The 14,501-nt window shown below is 44.4% G+C and carries 11 protein-coding genes and 2 tRNA genes; all 13 read left to right on the top strand.

Annotated features, from left to right (window positions below; all coding sequences use genetic code 11):
• The first annotated feature begins 17 nt into the window (after positions 1 to 17).
• The 13 genes from ftsH to pnp all read left to right on the top strand — a co-directional run bounded on the left by ftsH (position 18) and on the right by pnp (position 14,468).
• The gene (ftsH, locus tag JI723_RS18170) at positions 18 to 1,991 is read left to right on the top strand and encodes an ATP-dependent zinc metalloprotease FtsH (RefSeq protein ID WP_070925578.1); all 1,974 of its coding nucleotides are present in this window, start codon (positions 18 to 20) and stop codon (positions 1,989 to 1,991) included.
• Between the two features lie 67 nt (positions 1,992 to 2,058).
• Complete coding sequence (gene folP / locus JI723_RS18165; RefSeq protein ID WP_319067327.1) at positions 2,059 to 2,907, top strand: dihydropteroate synthase; 849 nt, start codon at positions 2,059 to 2,061, stop codon at positions 2,905 to 2,907.
• A complete protein-coding gene (glmM, locus tag JI723_RS18160) occupies positions 2,900 to 4,237 on the top strand; it encodes a phosphoglucosamine mutase (RefSeq protein WP_070925576.1) in 1,338 nt (445 codons plus the stop codon). The genes folP and glmM overlap by 8 nt, the downstream gene beginning before the upstream one ends.
• Positions 4,238 to 4,495: 258 nt before the next feature.
• A complete protein-coding gene (gene secG, locus JI723_RS18155; RefSeq protein ID WP_070925575.1) occupies positions 4,496 to 4,834 on the top strand; it encodes a preprotein translocase subunit SecG in 339 nt (112 codons plus the stop codon).
• A 96-nt stretch (positions 4,835 to 4,930) separates the two neighbouring features.
• Positions 4,931 to 5,020 (top strand) — tRNA-Leu (locus JI723_RS18150).
• A 59-nt stretch (positions 5,021 to 5,079) separates the two neighbouring features.
• Positions 5,080 to 5,156 (top strand) — tRNA-Met (locus tag JI723_RS18145).
• Between the two features lie 206 nt (positions 5,157 to 5,362).
• Positions 5,363 to 5,815, top strand: coding sequence for a ribosome maturation factor RimP (gene rimP / locus JI723_RS18140; protein WP_070925574.1), 453 nt, complete (start codon positions 5,363 to 5,365; stop codon positions 5,813 to 5,815).
• 23 nt (positions 5,816 to 5,838) lie between these two features.
• Entirely contained in the window at positions 5,839 to 7,347 is a 1,509-nt protein-coding gene (gene nusA / locus JI723_RS18135) for a transcription termination factor NusA (protein ID WP_070925573.1), read from the top strand.
• 23 nt (positions 7,348 to 7,370) lie between these two features.
• Complete coding sequence (gene infB / locus JI723_RS18130; RefSeq protein WP_319067326.1) at positions 7,371 to 10,103, top strand: translation initiation factor IF-2; 2,733 nt, start codon at positions 7,371 to 7,373, stop codon at positions 10,101 to 10,103.
• Positions 10,104 to 10,194: 91 nt separating this feature from the next.
• The gene (gene rbfA, locus JI723_RS18125; RefSeq protein ID WP_070925673.1) at positions 10,195 to 10,605 is read left to right on the top strand and encodes a 30S ribosome-binding factor RbfA; all 411 of its coding nucleotides are present in this window, start codon (positions 10,195 to 10,197) and stop codon (positions 10,603 to 10,605) included.
• The gene (truB, locus tag JI723_RS18120) at positions 10,605 to 11,549 is read left to right on the top strand and encodes a tRNA pseudouridine(55) synthase TruB (RefSeq protein WP_319067323.1); all 945 of its coding nucleotides are present in this window, start codon (positions 10,605 to 10,607) and stop codon (positions 11,547 to 11,549) included. The genes rbfA and truB overlap by 1 nt, the downstream gene beginning before the upstream one ends.
• A gap of 122 nt (positions 11,550 to 11,671) precedes the next feature.
• Positions 11,672 to 11,941 carry a 30S ribosomal protein S15 gene (rpsO, locus tag JI723_RS18115; RefSeq protein ID WP_006657959.1) on the top strand — a complete coding sequence of 90 codons (270 nt, stop codon included), beginning with the start codon at positions 11,672 to 11,674 and terminating at the stop codon, positions 11,939 to 11,941.
• A gap of 403 nt (positions 11,942 to 12,344) precedes the next feature.
• Entirely contained in the window at positions 12,345 to 14,468 is a 2,124-nt protein-coding gene (gene pnp / locus JI723_RS18110) for a polyribonucleotide nucleotidyltransferase (RefSeq protein WP_319067321.1), read from the top strand.
• The last annotated feature ends 33 nt before the right edge of the window (positions 14,469 to 14,501 follow it).

Genomic DNA, 14,501 nt, shown 5'->3' with positions numbered 1-14,501 from the left:
TTAATCCCTTGAGTGACATGGCGAAAAACCTGATTCTCTGGTTAGTCATCGCAGTTGTTCTGATGTCCTTGTTCCAGAGTTTTGGCCCAAGCGATTCGAATAGTCGCAGAGTTGATTATTCTACGTTTATCAATGAGTTAGCCCAGGATCAGGTACGTGAAGTTCGTATCACAGGTCGTGAATTAAACGTCAGAAAGGCGGATAATAGCCGCTATACAACTTATCTTCCTATGCAGGATGAGAAGCTGTTAGATACCATGCTTAACAAGCATGTAACTGTCGTTGGTGAACCACCAGAAGAACCTAGCTTACTGACATCTATTTTTATTTCCTGGTTCCCAATGCTTCTGTTGATTGGTGTCTGGATCTTCTTTATGCGCCAAATGCAAGGTGGTGGCGGTAAAGGAGCAATGTCATTCGGTAAAAGCAAAGCGCGGATGCTGACTGAAGACCAGATCAAAACAACTTTTGCTGATGTGGCTGGTTGTGATGAGGCAAAAGAAGAAGTTGGCGAAATCGTTGAGTTCTTACGTGAACCTGCGCGTTTCCAAAAACTGGGTGGTAAAATTCCTAAAGGCGTCCTAATGGTAGGGCCTCCGGGTACAGGTAAAACATTGCTTGCTAAAGCGATCGCTGGTGAAGCAAAAGTACCATTTTTTACTATTTCAGGTTCTGACTTCGTTGAAATGTTTGTCGGTGTTGGTGCATCTCGTGTTCGTGATATGTTCGAACAAGCGAAAAAAGCAGCGCCTTGCATTATCTTTATCGATGAGATTGATGCGGTCGGTCGTCAACGTGGCGCAGGTTTAGGCGGCGGTCACGATGAACGCGAGCAAACATTGAACCAAATGTTGGTTGAAATGGATGGTTTTGAAGGCAATGAAGGTATTATCGTCATTGCAGCGACTAACCGTGCAGATGTTCTTGACCCTGCATTATTACGTCCAGGTCGTTTCGACCGTCAAGTTGTGGTTGGTTTACCTGACGTACGTGGTCGTGAGCAAATCCTGAAAGTTCATATGCGTCGTGTGCCGATTGATCCAAACGTAGATACGTTTATTTTGGCGCGTGCAACACCGGGCTTCTCGGGGGCTGAATTGGCTAACTTAGTCAACGAAGCTGCATTGTTTGCCGCTCGTGCTAATAAGCGTGTTGTTTCAATGGTTGAGTTTGAAAAAGCACGTGACAAGATTTGGATGGGTGCTGAACGTCGTTCTCTGATGATGACTGAAGAGCAAAAAGAGTCGACGGCTTATCATGAAGCAGGTCATATGATCGTTGGTCATTTGATGCCTGAGCATGATCCTGTTCACAAAGTTACCATTGTTCCTCGTGGACAAGCGCTGGGTGTTGCTTTCTTCTTGCCTGAAGGTGATGAAGTGAGTCGTAGCCGCTTGAAACTTGAAGGTATGATTGCAACTGCTTACGCAGGTCGTATTTCGGAAGAATTGATCTATGGTCCTGATAAAGTCACTACAGGTGCTTCATCGGATATTCAATTTGCTACGAATACCGCACGTAACATGGTAACTCAATGGGGCTTCTCAGACCGTTTAGGCCCAATGCAGTATTCTAAAGAAGAAGGTCCTGCATTCTTAGGCCGTTCTTCAGGTAATGGTTCAGGTATTTCTGATGAAACAGCACGTATTGTTGATGAAGAAATCAAAATTATCCTAGACCGCTGCTATCAGCTCGCTTATAAAACGCTGACTGACAATATTGATATTTTGCATGCAACTAAAGATGCATTATTGAAATATGAAACGATTGATATGCCTCAGATTGATGATCTGATGAATAGACGTCCAGTGCGTGAGCCAGCAGGCTGGGATGAAGACAAAAAAGTGAGTAATGTAACAGGTTCGTTTGGTACAGGTTTTGGTGGTTCAAAAACTGAAGCAAATACTGATACTTCTCCGTCTGAAGAACCAAAAGATAATACTGATGAATCTAATTCATCAAACAATACAAACGATAATAAACCACAGTAAGTTATTGTTTGACACGTAATCTCAAACCCCAGTTTACTGGGGTTTTTTACATTGAGGCACAATAATAATGAAAATCAGCGCTAGAGGTTGTGAACTTGATTTATCAACACCTAAAGTGATGGGGATTTTGAATGTTACTCCTGATTCATTTTCAGATGGTGGCACCCATAATCGTTATCATGATGCAATTGAGCACGTTGCTAGAATGGTCAAGGAAGGCGCAACCATTATTGATATTGGTGGTGAATCAACGCGCCCCGGAGCCGCTGACGTTTCAGTTAATGAAGAGCTAGAGCGTGTTATTCCAATTGTCGAAGCCATTGCACAACGTTTTGACGTATGGATTTCTGTTGATACTTCAAAAGCAGAAGTTATGTCAGAAGCGGCTAAAGCTGGTATGCATCTGATCAATGATATTCGTTCATTACATGAAAAGGGTAGCCTAGAAGTTGCGGCAAAGACAGGCTTGCCAGTCTGTCTTATGCATATGCAAGGTCAACCACGAACGATGCAAGAAGCGCCTAATTATGAAAATGTCGTACGAGAAGTGAAAGATTACTTTCATTCAGAAATTGAGCGCTGTGTCGCAGCAGGGATCCATCGACAACAGATAATACTTGATCCAGGTTTTGGTTTTGGTAAGAACTTAGCGCATAATTACCAACTATTAGGAAATTTAGATCAGTTTCATGATTTCGGATTACCGCTATTGGCAGGTATGTCACGTAAATCTATGATTGGAAACTTATTGAATGTTCCACCTCAAGAACGGCTTGCGGGCAGCATTACTTGTGCGACCATTGCATTGATGCAAGGAGCGCAAATTATTCGTGTCCATGATGTTAAAGAGACAGTTGATGCAATGAAGATCGTTCAGATGACTCTGTCAGAAAAGGAAAAGTTAGCGTATGAGTAACCGTAAATATTTTGGTACCGATGGTATTCGTGGCAAGGTGGGCGATAGCCCAATCACACCTGATTTTGTTTTGAAATTAGGTTGGGCAGCAGGAAAAGTGCTGGCACGTCATGGTTCGCGAAAAATTATCATTGGTAAAGATACGCGTATCTCTGGCTACATGTTGGAGTCATCATTAGAGGCGGGTTTGGCTGCTGCGGGGCTATCAGCCTCTTTCACAGGTCCAATGCCAACCCCAGCCGTTGCTTATTTGACTCGCACCTTCCGTGCAGAAGCAGGGATTGTTATTTCAGCGTCACATAACCCTTATGATGATAATGGGATTAAATTCTTCTCAATCGATGGTACGAAATTACCTGACGAAGTTGAAGAAGCTATTGAAGCTGAAATGGAAAAACCGATTACTTGCGTTGAATCGGCAGAACTTGGCCGTGCAAACCGTATTGTCGATGCGGCAGGTCGCTATATTGAATTTTGTAAAGGTACATTCCCAAGTGAACAAAGCCTTTCTAGTCTAAAAGTGGTTATCGATTGTGCAAATGGAGCTACTTACCATATTGCACCGAACGTTTTCCGCGAATTAGGGGCAGAAGTTATTGCTATTGGTTGCGAACCTAACGGTATCAATATCAATGAAAAATGTGGTGCAACAGATGTACGCATGCTGCAAGAGCGCGTAATCGCAGAAAAAGCCGATGTTGGCCTAGCATTTGACGGTGATGGTGACCGTTTAATTATGGTTGATCACCAAGGTAATAAGGTTGATGGCGACCAAATCCTCTATATCATTGCTCGCGAAGCATTGCGTCAAGGTCAACTCAAAGGCGGCGTGATCGGGACGCTAATGAGTAACATGGGTCTCGAAATCGCACTAAAACAATTGGGTATTCCATTTGAGCGAGCAAAAGTTGGTGACCGTTATGTTCTTGAGAAGCTGCAAGAAAAAGGTTGGCGCATGGGGGCAGAAAACTCAGGTCACATCATCTTATTAGATAAGACGACAACCGGTGACGGTATTGTTGCTGGTTTGCAAGTTCTGAGTGCGATGGTCCGTAATCAAATGAGTCTACATGATCTGTGTAGCGGCATGAAATTATTGCCACAAGTACTCGTTAACGTACGTTTCGCAGGTACACATGATCCTCTACAAAGTGAGGCAGTATTAGCGGCGAATGAGCAAGTTGAAAAAGAACTTGCGGGTAAAGGTCGTGTATTGCTCAGAAAATCAGGTACTGAGCCTTTGATCCGTGTCATGGTCGAAGGGGAAAACGAAGCGGATGTATTGGCGATGGCTAATCGTATTGCTGATGCAGTGAAAGCGGCTGGCTGATAAAATTTATTAGTGATTGCTGTTTTAAAAACAGACTTGTTGCTGAGTTGAAAGCTGTGCTGTCAGTTATTTTACTCAATTGTTGTTTTTTTCTGCAAATGAGCTCAGGAAATAAAATTTGGCTTGCTTGTCGGCTCAGCATTAGTTAGTATTCGCACCTGCTCATTCCCGCAAAGGTCATTCTTCAAGGGCAATAGAGCAGGTGTGCAGTAATAAAGGTCATAGATACTATGAACCGCAACTGAATAGGTAACTCAAATGTACATAGCTCTTTTAATTATTTTCTTGCTAGCAGCAATCGGCCTAATTGGTCTGATCATGTTACAGCAAGGTAAAGGTGCTGACATGGGTGCATCATTCGGTGCGGGTGCTTCTGCAACACTGTTTGGTTCATCGGGTTCAGGTAACTTCATGACCCGTATGACTGGGATCTTGGCTGCTGTGTTTTTCATTATCAGTTTGATTCTTGGCAATATGACTGCCAACAAATACGGAACTGGTAGTAAGTGGGAAAACATTAGTGAACCTGCTAAAGTCGAGCAACCAACAGACGTTCCGGCAGCACCAGCTACACCAACGAGCGACATTCCTCGTTAAGTGTTAAAGATCCCGGATGAAGGCATTTAAGCCATCATCAAAGAAGTAAAGAATTTGAGGTTATTGTTTGTTATAAACGGATAACCTCGCCTCAGTGCCGAGGTGGTGAAATTGGTATACACGCTACCTTGAGGTGGTAGTGCCTACAAAACGGGCGTACGGGTTCAAGTCCCGTCCTCGGCACCATTATTTAAGATGACTTGTGATCTATGAGTTATCTGTGTAGAATATGTCACGTTTTCGAACGCGGGGTGGAGCAGCTTGGTAGCTCGTCGGGCTCATAACCCGAAGGTCGTCGGTTCAAATCCGGCCCCCGCAACCAATTCTTAGTCAGCATATCTTTTCAGATGTATTTATCGTAAATTCTCATCGATTTATTTAGATTTTAAAGATATACTAAGAAGATGGTGAACCCGTTGGCACTACAGGGTCCAGTTTCATAAAGCCCCGAAATTTCGGGGTTTTTTGTTATTTGACAATCGAATTAACTGGGCTTTTATAGCCCTTTTTTTATGTCTGGGGGTGGGCTTGTCCACATTAGAGCAAAAATTAACAGAGATGATTTCAGCACCGGTGGAAGCACTTGGCTTTGAATTTGTAGGCTTAGAGTTTGTCCGCGCGCGTACATCGACATTGCGTGTTTTCATTGATAGTGAAGAAGGCATCACCGTTGATGATTGTGCTGATGTCAGCCATCAGGTGAGTGCAGTATTGGATGTCGAAGATCCAATTTCTGTCATTTATAACCTAGAAATTTCGTCACCAGGGCTAGAACGCCCACTGTTCACTGTCGCCCACTATGAGCGTTTTGTCGGTGAAGAGGTGGCTCTGACTTTGCGCATTGCGATGCAGAACCGCCGGAGATGGCAAGGTATTATTAAAGCTGTCGAAGGTGAAATGATAACGGTTACTGTGGATGGTAAGGATGAAGTGTTCGCCCTTGGCAACATCCAGAAAGCTAACTTGGTACCCCACTTTTAATTAAGTTCAATGAGGCAACTAGGATGAACAAAGAAATTCTGGCTGTTGTTGAAGCGGTTTCTAACGAAAAATCCCTCCCTCGTGAAAAAATCTTCGAGGCTCTGGAAACGGCACTGGCGACAGCAACCAAAAAGAAATATGAGCAAGAGATCGATGTTCGTGTCGAAATCGACCGTAAATCAGGTGACTTTGATACGTTCCGCCGTTGGTTGATCGTTGATGAAGTGACTATGCCAACACGTGAAATCACGTTAGAAGCGGCACAATATGAAAATCCAGAGTTGAAACTGGGTGAGTATGTTGAAGATCAAATTGAATCAGTTGTTTTTGACCGTATTACCACGCAAACGGCGAAACAAGTTATCGTTCAAAAAGTTCGCGAAGCTGAACGTGCGATGGTTGTTGACCAATTCCGTGAGCAACAAGGTGAAATCATCACTGCTCAAGTGAAGAAAGTGAATCGTGAAAATATCACGTTAGATCTTGGTAACAATGCTGAAGCCGTTATTTTACGTGAAGACATGTTACCACGTGAAAACTTCCGTCCAGGTGACCGCATCCGCGGAGTCCTGTATGATGTTCGTCCTGAAGCACGCGGTGCGCAGCTTTTTGTTACTCGTTCTCGTCCTGAAATGCTGGTTGAATTATTCCGCATTGAAGTACCTGAAATTGGTGAAGAGATCATCGAAATCAAAGCTGCTGCTCGTGATCCAGGTTCTCGCGCTAAGATCGCAGTAAAAACTAACGATAAGCGTATTGACCCAGTTGGTGCTTGCGTAGGTATGCGCGGTGCACGGGTTCAAGCCGTTTCTAGTGAATTAGGCGGCGAGCGAATTGATATTGTGTTATGGGATGATAACCCTGCTCAATTCGTTATTAATGCAATGGCTCCGGCTGATGTGGCATCTATTGTCGTCGATGAAGACAAATGTACGATGGATGTTGCCGTAGAAAGTAGTAACTTGGCTCAAGCGATTGGCCGTAATGGTCAAAACGTTCGCTTAGCGGCACAATTACTGAAAAAACACCGTGGTGATGACAAATGGGAACTGAATGTCATGACCGCAGAAGAGCTGAATGCAAAACATCAGGCAGAAGCACATGCTTCTATTGACACATTCACCAAGCATCTTGATATTGATGAAGAGTTCGCCACTGCACTTGTTGAAGAAGGCTTCTCGACGTTAGAAGAACTGGCCTACGTGCCTATTAAAGAGCTTCTGGAAATTGACGGTCTCGACTCCGATACTGTTGAAGTTCTACGTGAAAGAGCAAAAGCGGCCCTCACTACGATTGAATTGGCTCAAAAAGAGAGCCTAGGTGATAATCAGCCAGCAGAAGATTTATTGAATCTGGAAGGTATGGATAATACTCTAGCTTATAATTTAGCTACTCATGGTATCTGTACACTGGAAGATCTTGCTGAGCAGGGCATCGACGACCTGATTGATATTGAAGGTCTGGATGGTGAGAAAGCAGGAGCACTCATCATGGCTGCACGTAATATTTGCTGGTTCGGTAACGATGCGTAAACACTGTAGCAGGAAGGAACGGCATGACAGAAACTGTAAAATCATTGGCAGCAGAAATTCAAACCACAGTTGAGCGCCTGGTACAGCAATTTGCTGAAGCAGGGATCAAAAAAGGTGAGAATGACTCTGTTAGTCAGTCAGAAAAAGAAACATTGCTGGGGCACTTAAATCGTGAACACGGCGGCTCGGCGGGACAGCCGAGTAAGTTAACATTGCAACGTAAAACGCGTAGTACGTTGAGTGTTCCAGTTACCGGTGGTAAAAGTAAATCGGTAAATGTAGAAGTCCGCAAAAAACGCACTTATGTGAACCGTGACGCTGAGCAAGCGCAAGCGGAAGAGCAGGCGAAGCGTGAAGCGGAAGAGCAGGCACAGCGCGAAGCTGAAGAACTGGCAAAACGTGAAGCTGAAGCTAAACGTATCGCAGAAGAAAAAGCGAAACAAGAAGCACAAGCAAAACGTGATGCCGAAGAAAAAGCAAAACGTGAAGCAGCTGAAAAAGCTACGCGCGAAGTAGCGGAAAGAGAAAAAGTGAAACCAAGCGAAAATCATCAAAAAGCTGGCAAAGCCGGTGAGAGCAATTCTGAAAAACAGCGCCTTGAAGCCGAGGCAGCCGCTCTGAAACGTAAAGCGGAAGAAGAAACTCAACGTAAAGTTGAAGCTGAAGCTAAACGTGTTGCAGAAGAAGCTCGTAAAATGGCCGAAGAAAACGGTGAAAAGTGGACGAGTGATGCAAAATCTGAAGAAGATAGTGACTATCACACCACAACCTCTCAACATGCGCGTGCAGCGGAAGATGAGAGTGATGAGAAAGAAGAAGGCCGTCGTTCTCGTAACCGTAGTGCGAAAGCACCTCGCCAAAAGAAAGGCAATAAACTTTCTGAGAAAGCCGATCGTGAAGAAGAACGTGCTGCTGGCCGTTCTGGTCGCGTTAAAGGTAAACAACGTAAGGGTAGCTCACTGCAACAAGGCTTTACTAAGCCTGCCGCAGCAGTAAACCGTGATGTTATTATCGGCGAAACGATCACTGTTGGCGAATTAGCTAACAAAATGGCTGTTAAAGGCTCACAAGTGATTAAAACAATGATGAAGATGGGCGCTATGGCGACTATCAACCAAGTCATTGACCAAGAAACTGCACAACTTGTTGCAGAAGAAATGGGCCATAAAGTTATTCTGCGTCGTGAAAACGAGCTTGAAGAAGCTGTAATGAATGATCGTGACACTGGCTCTGCAATGGAAGAGCCACGTGCACCTGTTGTGACAATTATGGGTCACGTTGACCACGGTAAAACGTCACTACTTGACTATATTCGTTCAACCAAAGTTGCTTCAGGCGAAGCGGGTGGTATCACCCAGCACATTGGTGCATACCATGTGCAGACTGACAAAGGTATGATCACCTTCCTAGATACCCCTGGTCACGCCGCGTTTACCTCGATGCGTGCTCGTGGTGCACAGGCAACGGATATCGTTGTTCTGGTTGTTGCAGCGGATGATGGCGTGATGCCACAAACTATCGAAGCTATCCAACATGCGAAAGCAGCTGGCGTACCGATCGTTGTTGCTGTGAACAAAATTGATAAACCAGAAGCGGACCCAGATCGTGTCAGAAACGAACTGTCTCAATATGGCGTTATTTCTGAAGATTGGGGTGGTGATACTCAGTTTATCAGTGTATCTGCGAAAAAAGGAACAGGTATTGATGACCTGCTCGACGCTATCCTACTGCAAGCTGAAGTCTTAGAGCTGAAAGCGGTTTATGCAGGTATGGCAAGCGGTGTTGTTGTTGAATCTTACCTTGATAAAGGCCGTGGTCCAGTAGCCACTATCCTTGTCCAAGAAGGTACATTGAACAAAGGCGATATCGTGCTTTGTGGCTTTGAATACGGCCGTATTCGTGCGATGCGTAACGAATTAGGTAAAGAAGTTCAATCTGCTGGCCCATCAATGCCTGTAGAGATCCTCGGTCTATCAAACGTTCCATCAGCGGGTGATGAAGCGACAGTTGTTCGTGATGAGAAGAAAGCGCGTGAAGTTGCTTTGTATCGTCAGGGCAAATTCCGTGATGTTAAACTGGCTCGCCAACAGAAATCTAAACTGGAAAACATGTTTGCTAACATGGAAGACGGTAAGGTTTCTGAATTGAACATCGTTCTGAAAACAGATGTTCAAGGTACCTGTGAAGCGATCACTGACTCACTGATGAAACTGTCAACTGATGAAGTTAAAATTAAAATCATCGGTTCTGGCGTTGGTGGTATCACTGAAACTGATGCTACTCTGGCAGCGGCGTCTAACGCAATCATTCTTGGCTTTAACGTACGTGCTGATGCTTCTGCTCGCCGTGTTATTGAAAGTGAAAGCGTTGACCTGCGTTACTACTCCGTTATCTATAGCCTGATTGATGAAATCAAACAAGCAATGAGCGGTATGTTAGCGCCTGAATACAAGCAGCAAATCATGGGTCTTGCAGAAGTTCGTGATGTATTCAAATCACCGAAATTTGGTGCAATCGCTGGTTGTATGGTGACTGAAGGAACTATCAAACGTAATAACCCAATCCGTGTTCTACGTGATAACGTGGTTATTTACGAAGGTGAGTTGGAGTCACTGCGTCGCTTTAAAGATGACGTCAACGAAGTGCGTAATGGCATGGAATGTGGTATCGGTGTTAAGAACTACAACGATGTCCGCGTTGGCGATATGATCGAAGTCTTTGAAGTAATTGAAATTAAACGTTCAATTGACGGTTAATTTCACGAGTAATCACACATCTAATATGTGTGGAGCTCATTGATATATTCCTAGGGGGGCTTATGCCCCCCTATGTATCGGAGATATGGATATGGCAAGAGAATTTAGTCGTTCTCAGCGTGTAGCACAAGAAATGCAAAAAGAAATTGCAATTATCTTGCAGCGCGAAGTGAAAGATCCTCGCATTGGTATGGCAACCGTTTCGGGTGTTGAATTATCAAGAGACTTGGCCTACGGAAAAGTATTTGTCACTTTCTTAAACATTTCTCATGAAGAACATGAGTCACAAATGGTTCAAGATGGTATTAAAGCGCTAAATGAAGCTTCAGGCTTTATTCGTTCTTTACTCGGAAAAGCAATGCGTTTACGTGTCATTCCTGAGTTAACGTTCTCTTACGATAGCTCATTGGTTGATGGTATGCGTATGTCTAACTTAGTTTCTAATGTTATTCGTAATGATGAAATACGCCGTGCAAATGCGGACGATAAAGAGGAAAAATAATGGGGCGTCGTCGTAGCGGCCGTAATATAGATGGCGTTGTGCTGCTGGATAAACCTACTGATATTTCTTCAAATGATGCGCTGCAAAAAGTGCGGCGCTTCTTCAATGCAAATAAAGCGGGCCACACCGGTGCGTTAGATCCACTTGCAACAGGGATGCTCCCAGTGTGTCTTGGTGAAGCAACCAAATTCTCTCAGTTTTTACTTGATTCAGATAAACGTTATCGTGTAATTGCTCGCTTGGGGCAACGTACCGACACTTCTGACTCTCACGGAGAAATCATCAGTGAGCGTAACATTGAGTTTACACAAGCTCAGCTTGATGAGGCTTTAGAGCACTTTCGTGGTGATACTTTGCAAGTTCCCTCAATGTATTCCGCATTGAAACATCAAGGACGCCCTCTGTATGAGTATGCACGAAAGGGGATCACCGTAGAGCGCGAAGCCCGCCCAATTACAGTCTATGAGTTACAGTTTATTCGCTTAGAAGGTAATGAGCTTGAGCTGGAAATCCACTGTTCTAAAGGCACTTATATTCGAACCATCATTGATGATTTAGGTGAAATGTTAGGCTGTGGTGCTCATGTGACCTATTTGCGCCGAGTTCAAGTGGCAAATTATCCGTACGAACGGATGGTGACATTGGAACAGTTAGCAGAGCTAAGAGCAAGAGTCGATGCAGGTGAGGGCTCTTTTGAGTCATTACTCGATAGTTTATTGTTACCGATGGATACCGCTGTCGTGCATTTTCCAGCGGTCAATTTAACTGAAGAAACAGCCGCTTATTTTAAGCAAGGTCAACCAGTTAGAGCCGATATTGGTGGATTAGCTGAAGGTACGATGATCAGAGTGACTCGAGGTGACTCTCAATGCTTTATTGGGATTGCGGTGATCAGTGAAGATCTTCGGGTTGCGCCGCGACGTTTAGTCGTCGAAAATGAATAATCCGCATCGCGGCACTTATTGCTTTGCGCCGTTAAGCAGCGTAGAATAGCGGCGCTTAATCTGTGAGATGCTAAATTAGAGATTGGCTCTCATTACATACATTTATACATTTGGAGTTTATTATGTCTCTAAGTACTGAAGCGAAAGCAAAAATCGTTGCTGAATTCGGCCGCGGTGAAAACGACACTGGTTCAAGCGAAGTTCAAATCGCTCTGTTAACTGCTCAAATCAACCATCTGCAAAGCCACTTTTCAGAGCATAAAAAAGATCACCACAGCCGTCGTGGTCTGCTGCGTATGGTTGCTCAGCGTCGTAGATTGCAAGCTTACTTGAAAGGCAAAGACATCGCGCGTTATACCGCTCTTATCGAGCGTTTAGGCCTGCGTCGCTAGTCTTTACTCTAAATAATTCGAGGCGCAGCTAGGCGACAAATGAGTGAGATACTAAGCGCATACATCAGTATGTGACTAGTGCGAGTGAATAGAGTTAACAACGCTGTGACTTGAAGTAGGACGAGTATCGTCAGTTTCAGTGAAAAGGGGCCACCGGCCCCTTTTCTTCTAAAAGTTATATTAAAGTTGAAGTAATACTCGAATTATACTTAACTTAAATGCTAAGCTATGATCCGTAATTAATTGTTTTATTAACGCCTCTTCAGCTACACCGATTCGCGCGGCTAATGAGAAAATTGATAACATGAACATCAGTGTTCTCATTAGTCGCGAGGCTGTGGTAGGAAGAGAAAGCCAATGTCGCTAGAAAAGCTCCAGCGGCCTAAAAATGAAGGGTAATATTTTGTTAAATCCTATCGTTCGCAAATTCCAATACGGTCAGCACACTGTATCCATTGAAACTGGTATGATCGCTCGCCAAGCGACAGCCGCGGTAATGGTGAATATGGATGATACTGCGGTTTTCGTTACTGCGGTAGCTCAGAAAAAAGTTAAAGAAGGGCAAGACTTTTTCCCTCTGACGGTTAACTATCAAGAGCGTACCTATGCCGCTGGTCGTATCCCAGGTAGTTTCTTCCGTCGTGAAGGTCGCCCTGGCGAAGGTGAAACCCTGATCGCTCGCCTGATTGACCGTCCACTACGCCCACTGTTCCCAGAAGGCTTCCTGAACGAAATCCAAATCATCGCTACTGTGGTGTCTGTTAACCCACAAGTTAACCCAGATATCGTTGCAATGATCGGTGCATCAGCTGCATTAGCTCTGTCAGGTGTTCCTTTCAATGGCCCAATCGGCGCAGCTCGTGTTGGTTTTATCAATGATGAATATGTATTGAACCCAACTGCTGACGAATTGAAATCAAGCCGCCTTGATTTAGTGGTTGCAGGAACTGAAAGTGCTGTTCTGATGGTTGAATCAGAAGCTGAGCTGTTAAGCGAAGAGCAAATGCTTGGTGCCGTTGTTTTTGGTCATGACCAACAACAAGTTGTTATCAATGAAATTAATGAATTAGTAAAAGAAGCAGGCAAAGAAAAATGGGATTGGCAACCTGAGCCAGTTAACCAAGCTCTGCAAGATAAAGTTGCTGCCTTGGCTGAAAGCCGTATGGGCGATGCATACCGTATCACTGAGAAACAAGAGCGTTACGCACAAGTTGACTTGATTAAAGATGAAGTCACCGCGGCAATTGTTGCTGAAGACGAAAACGTCGATACTTCTGAAATTGCAGATATTCTTGCTAACTTAGAAAAACAAGTTGTACGTAGCCGTGTTATCCGTGGTGAGCCACGTATTGATGGTCGTGAGAAAGACATGGTTCGTGCGTTAGACGTACGTACAGGTGTTCTGCCACGCACCCATGGTTCGGCACTGTTTACTCGTGGTGAAACTCAAGCACTGGTAACGGCAACACTTGGTACTGAACGTGATGCGCAGGTAATCGACCAACTAATGGGCGAGTACACTGACCGCTTCTTGTTCCACTATAACTTCCCTCCATACTCTGTTGGTGAAACTGGTATGGTAGGTTCACCTAAACGTCGTGAAATTGGTCATGGCCGTTTAGCAAAACGTGGTGTTCTGGCTGTTATGCCAAACCACGCTGATTTCCCATACACGGTACGTGTTGTATCTGAAATCACTGAATCAAATGGTTCATCTTCAATGGCTTCTGTATGTGGTGCTTCTCTGGCTCTGATGGATGCTGGTGTACCAATTAAAGCGGCTGTTGCTGGTATTGCAATGGGTCTGGTTAAAGAAGGCGACGATTTCGTTGTACTTTCTGACATTCTAGGTGACGAAGACCACTTAGGTGATATGGACTTTAAAGTAGCTGGTAGCCGTGATGGTATCAGTGCACTGCAAATGGACATTAAAATTGAAGGTATCACTCGCGAAATCATGCAAGTTGCATTGAATCAAGCGAAAGGTGCTCGTCTACACATTTTAGGTACGATGGAACAAGCGATTAACAGCCCTCGTGAAGAGATCTCTGAGTTCGCACCACGTATCTACACTATCCGTATCAATCCAGACAAGATCAAAGATGTTATCGGTAAAGGTGGTTCAGTGATCCGTGCACTGACTGAAGAAACCGGTACAACCATTGAAATTGAAGATGATGGTACTGTGAAGATTGCTGCAACTGATGGCCTGAAAGCGAAAGAAGCGATTCGTCGCATCGAAGAAATTACTGCTGAAGTTGAAGTTGGCCGTATCTATCAAGGTAAGGTCACTCGTATCGTTGACTTCGGTGCATTCGTTGCTATCGGTGGTGGTAAAGAAGGTTTAGTTCATATTTCTCAAATCGCTGATAAGCGTGTTGAGAAAGTGACTGACTACCTGCAAATGGGTCAAGAAGTACCCGTTAAGGTATTGGAAATCGACCGTCAAGGCCGTATCCGCCTAAGCATGAAAGAAGCTGTGGCAACGGAAGAAGTTCCAGCACAGCAACAGGACTCAGCAGAGTAGGCTGATACTGAAACAGCGCCTTTTGTATGAAGG

Origin of the sequence: Providencia manganoxydans (assembly GCF_016618195.1) — a bacterium.
Classification (GTDB): Bacteria; Pseudomonadota; Gammaproteobacteria; order Enterobacterales; family Enterobacteriaceae; genus Providencia; species Providencia manganoxydans.
This window is presented reverse-complemented; position numbering and strand designations above follow the sequence as displayed.

Bases quoted from the DNA above. Each gene is read 5' to 3' on its own strand.
- rpsO (WP_006657959.1), top strand. From the start codon at position 11,672: ATGTCTCTAAGTACTGAAGCGAAAGCAAAAATCGTTGCTGAATTCGGC.
- infB (WP_319067326.1), top strand. From the start codon at position 7,371: ATGACAGAAACTGTAAAATCATTGGCAGCAGAAATTCAAACCACAGTT.
- nusA (WP_070925573.1), top strand. From the start codon at position 5,839: ATGAACAAAGAAATTCTGGCTGTTGTTGAAGCGGTTTCTAACGAAAAA.
- secG (WP_070925575.1), top strand. From the start codon at position 4,496: ATGTACATAGCTCTTTTAATTATTTTCTTGCTAGCAGCAATCGGCCTA.
- ftsH (WP_070925578.1), top strand. From the start codon at position 18: ATGGCGAAAAACCTGATTCTCTGGTTAGTCATCGCAGTTGTTCTGATG.
- truB (WP_319067323.1), top strand. From the start codon at position 10,605: ATGGGGCGTCGTCGTAGCGGCCGTAATATAGATGGCGTTGTGCTGCTG.
- glmM (WP_070925576.1), top strand. From the start codon at position 2,900: ATGAGTAACCGTAAATATTTTGGTACCGATGGTATTCGTGGCAAGGTG.
- folP (WP_319067327.1), top strand. From the start codon at position 2,059: ATGAAAATCAGCGCTAGAGGTTGTGAACTTGATTTATCAACACCTAAA.
- rbfA (WP_070925673.1), top strand. From the start codon at position 10,195: ATGGCAAGAGAATTTAGTCGTTCTCAGCGTGTAGCACAAGAAATGCAA.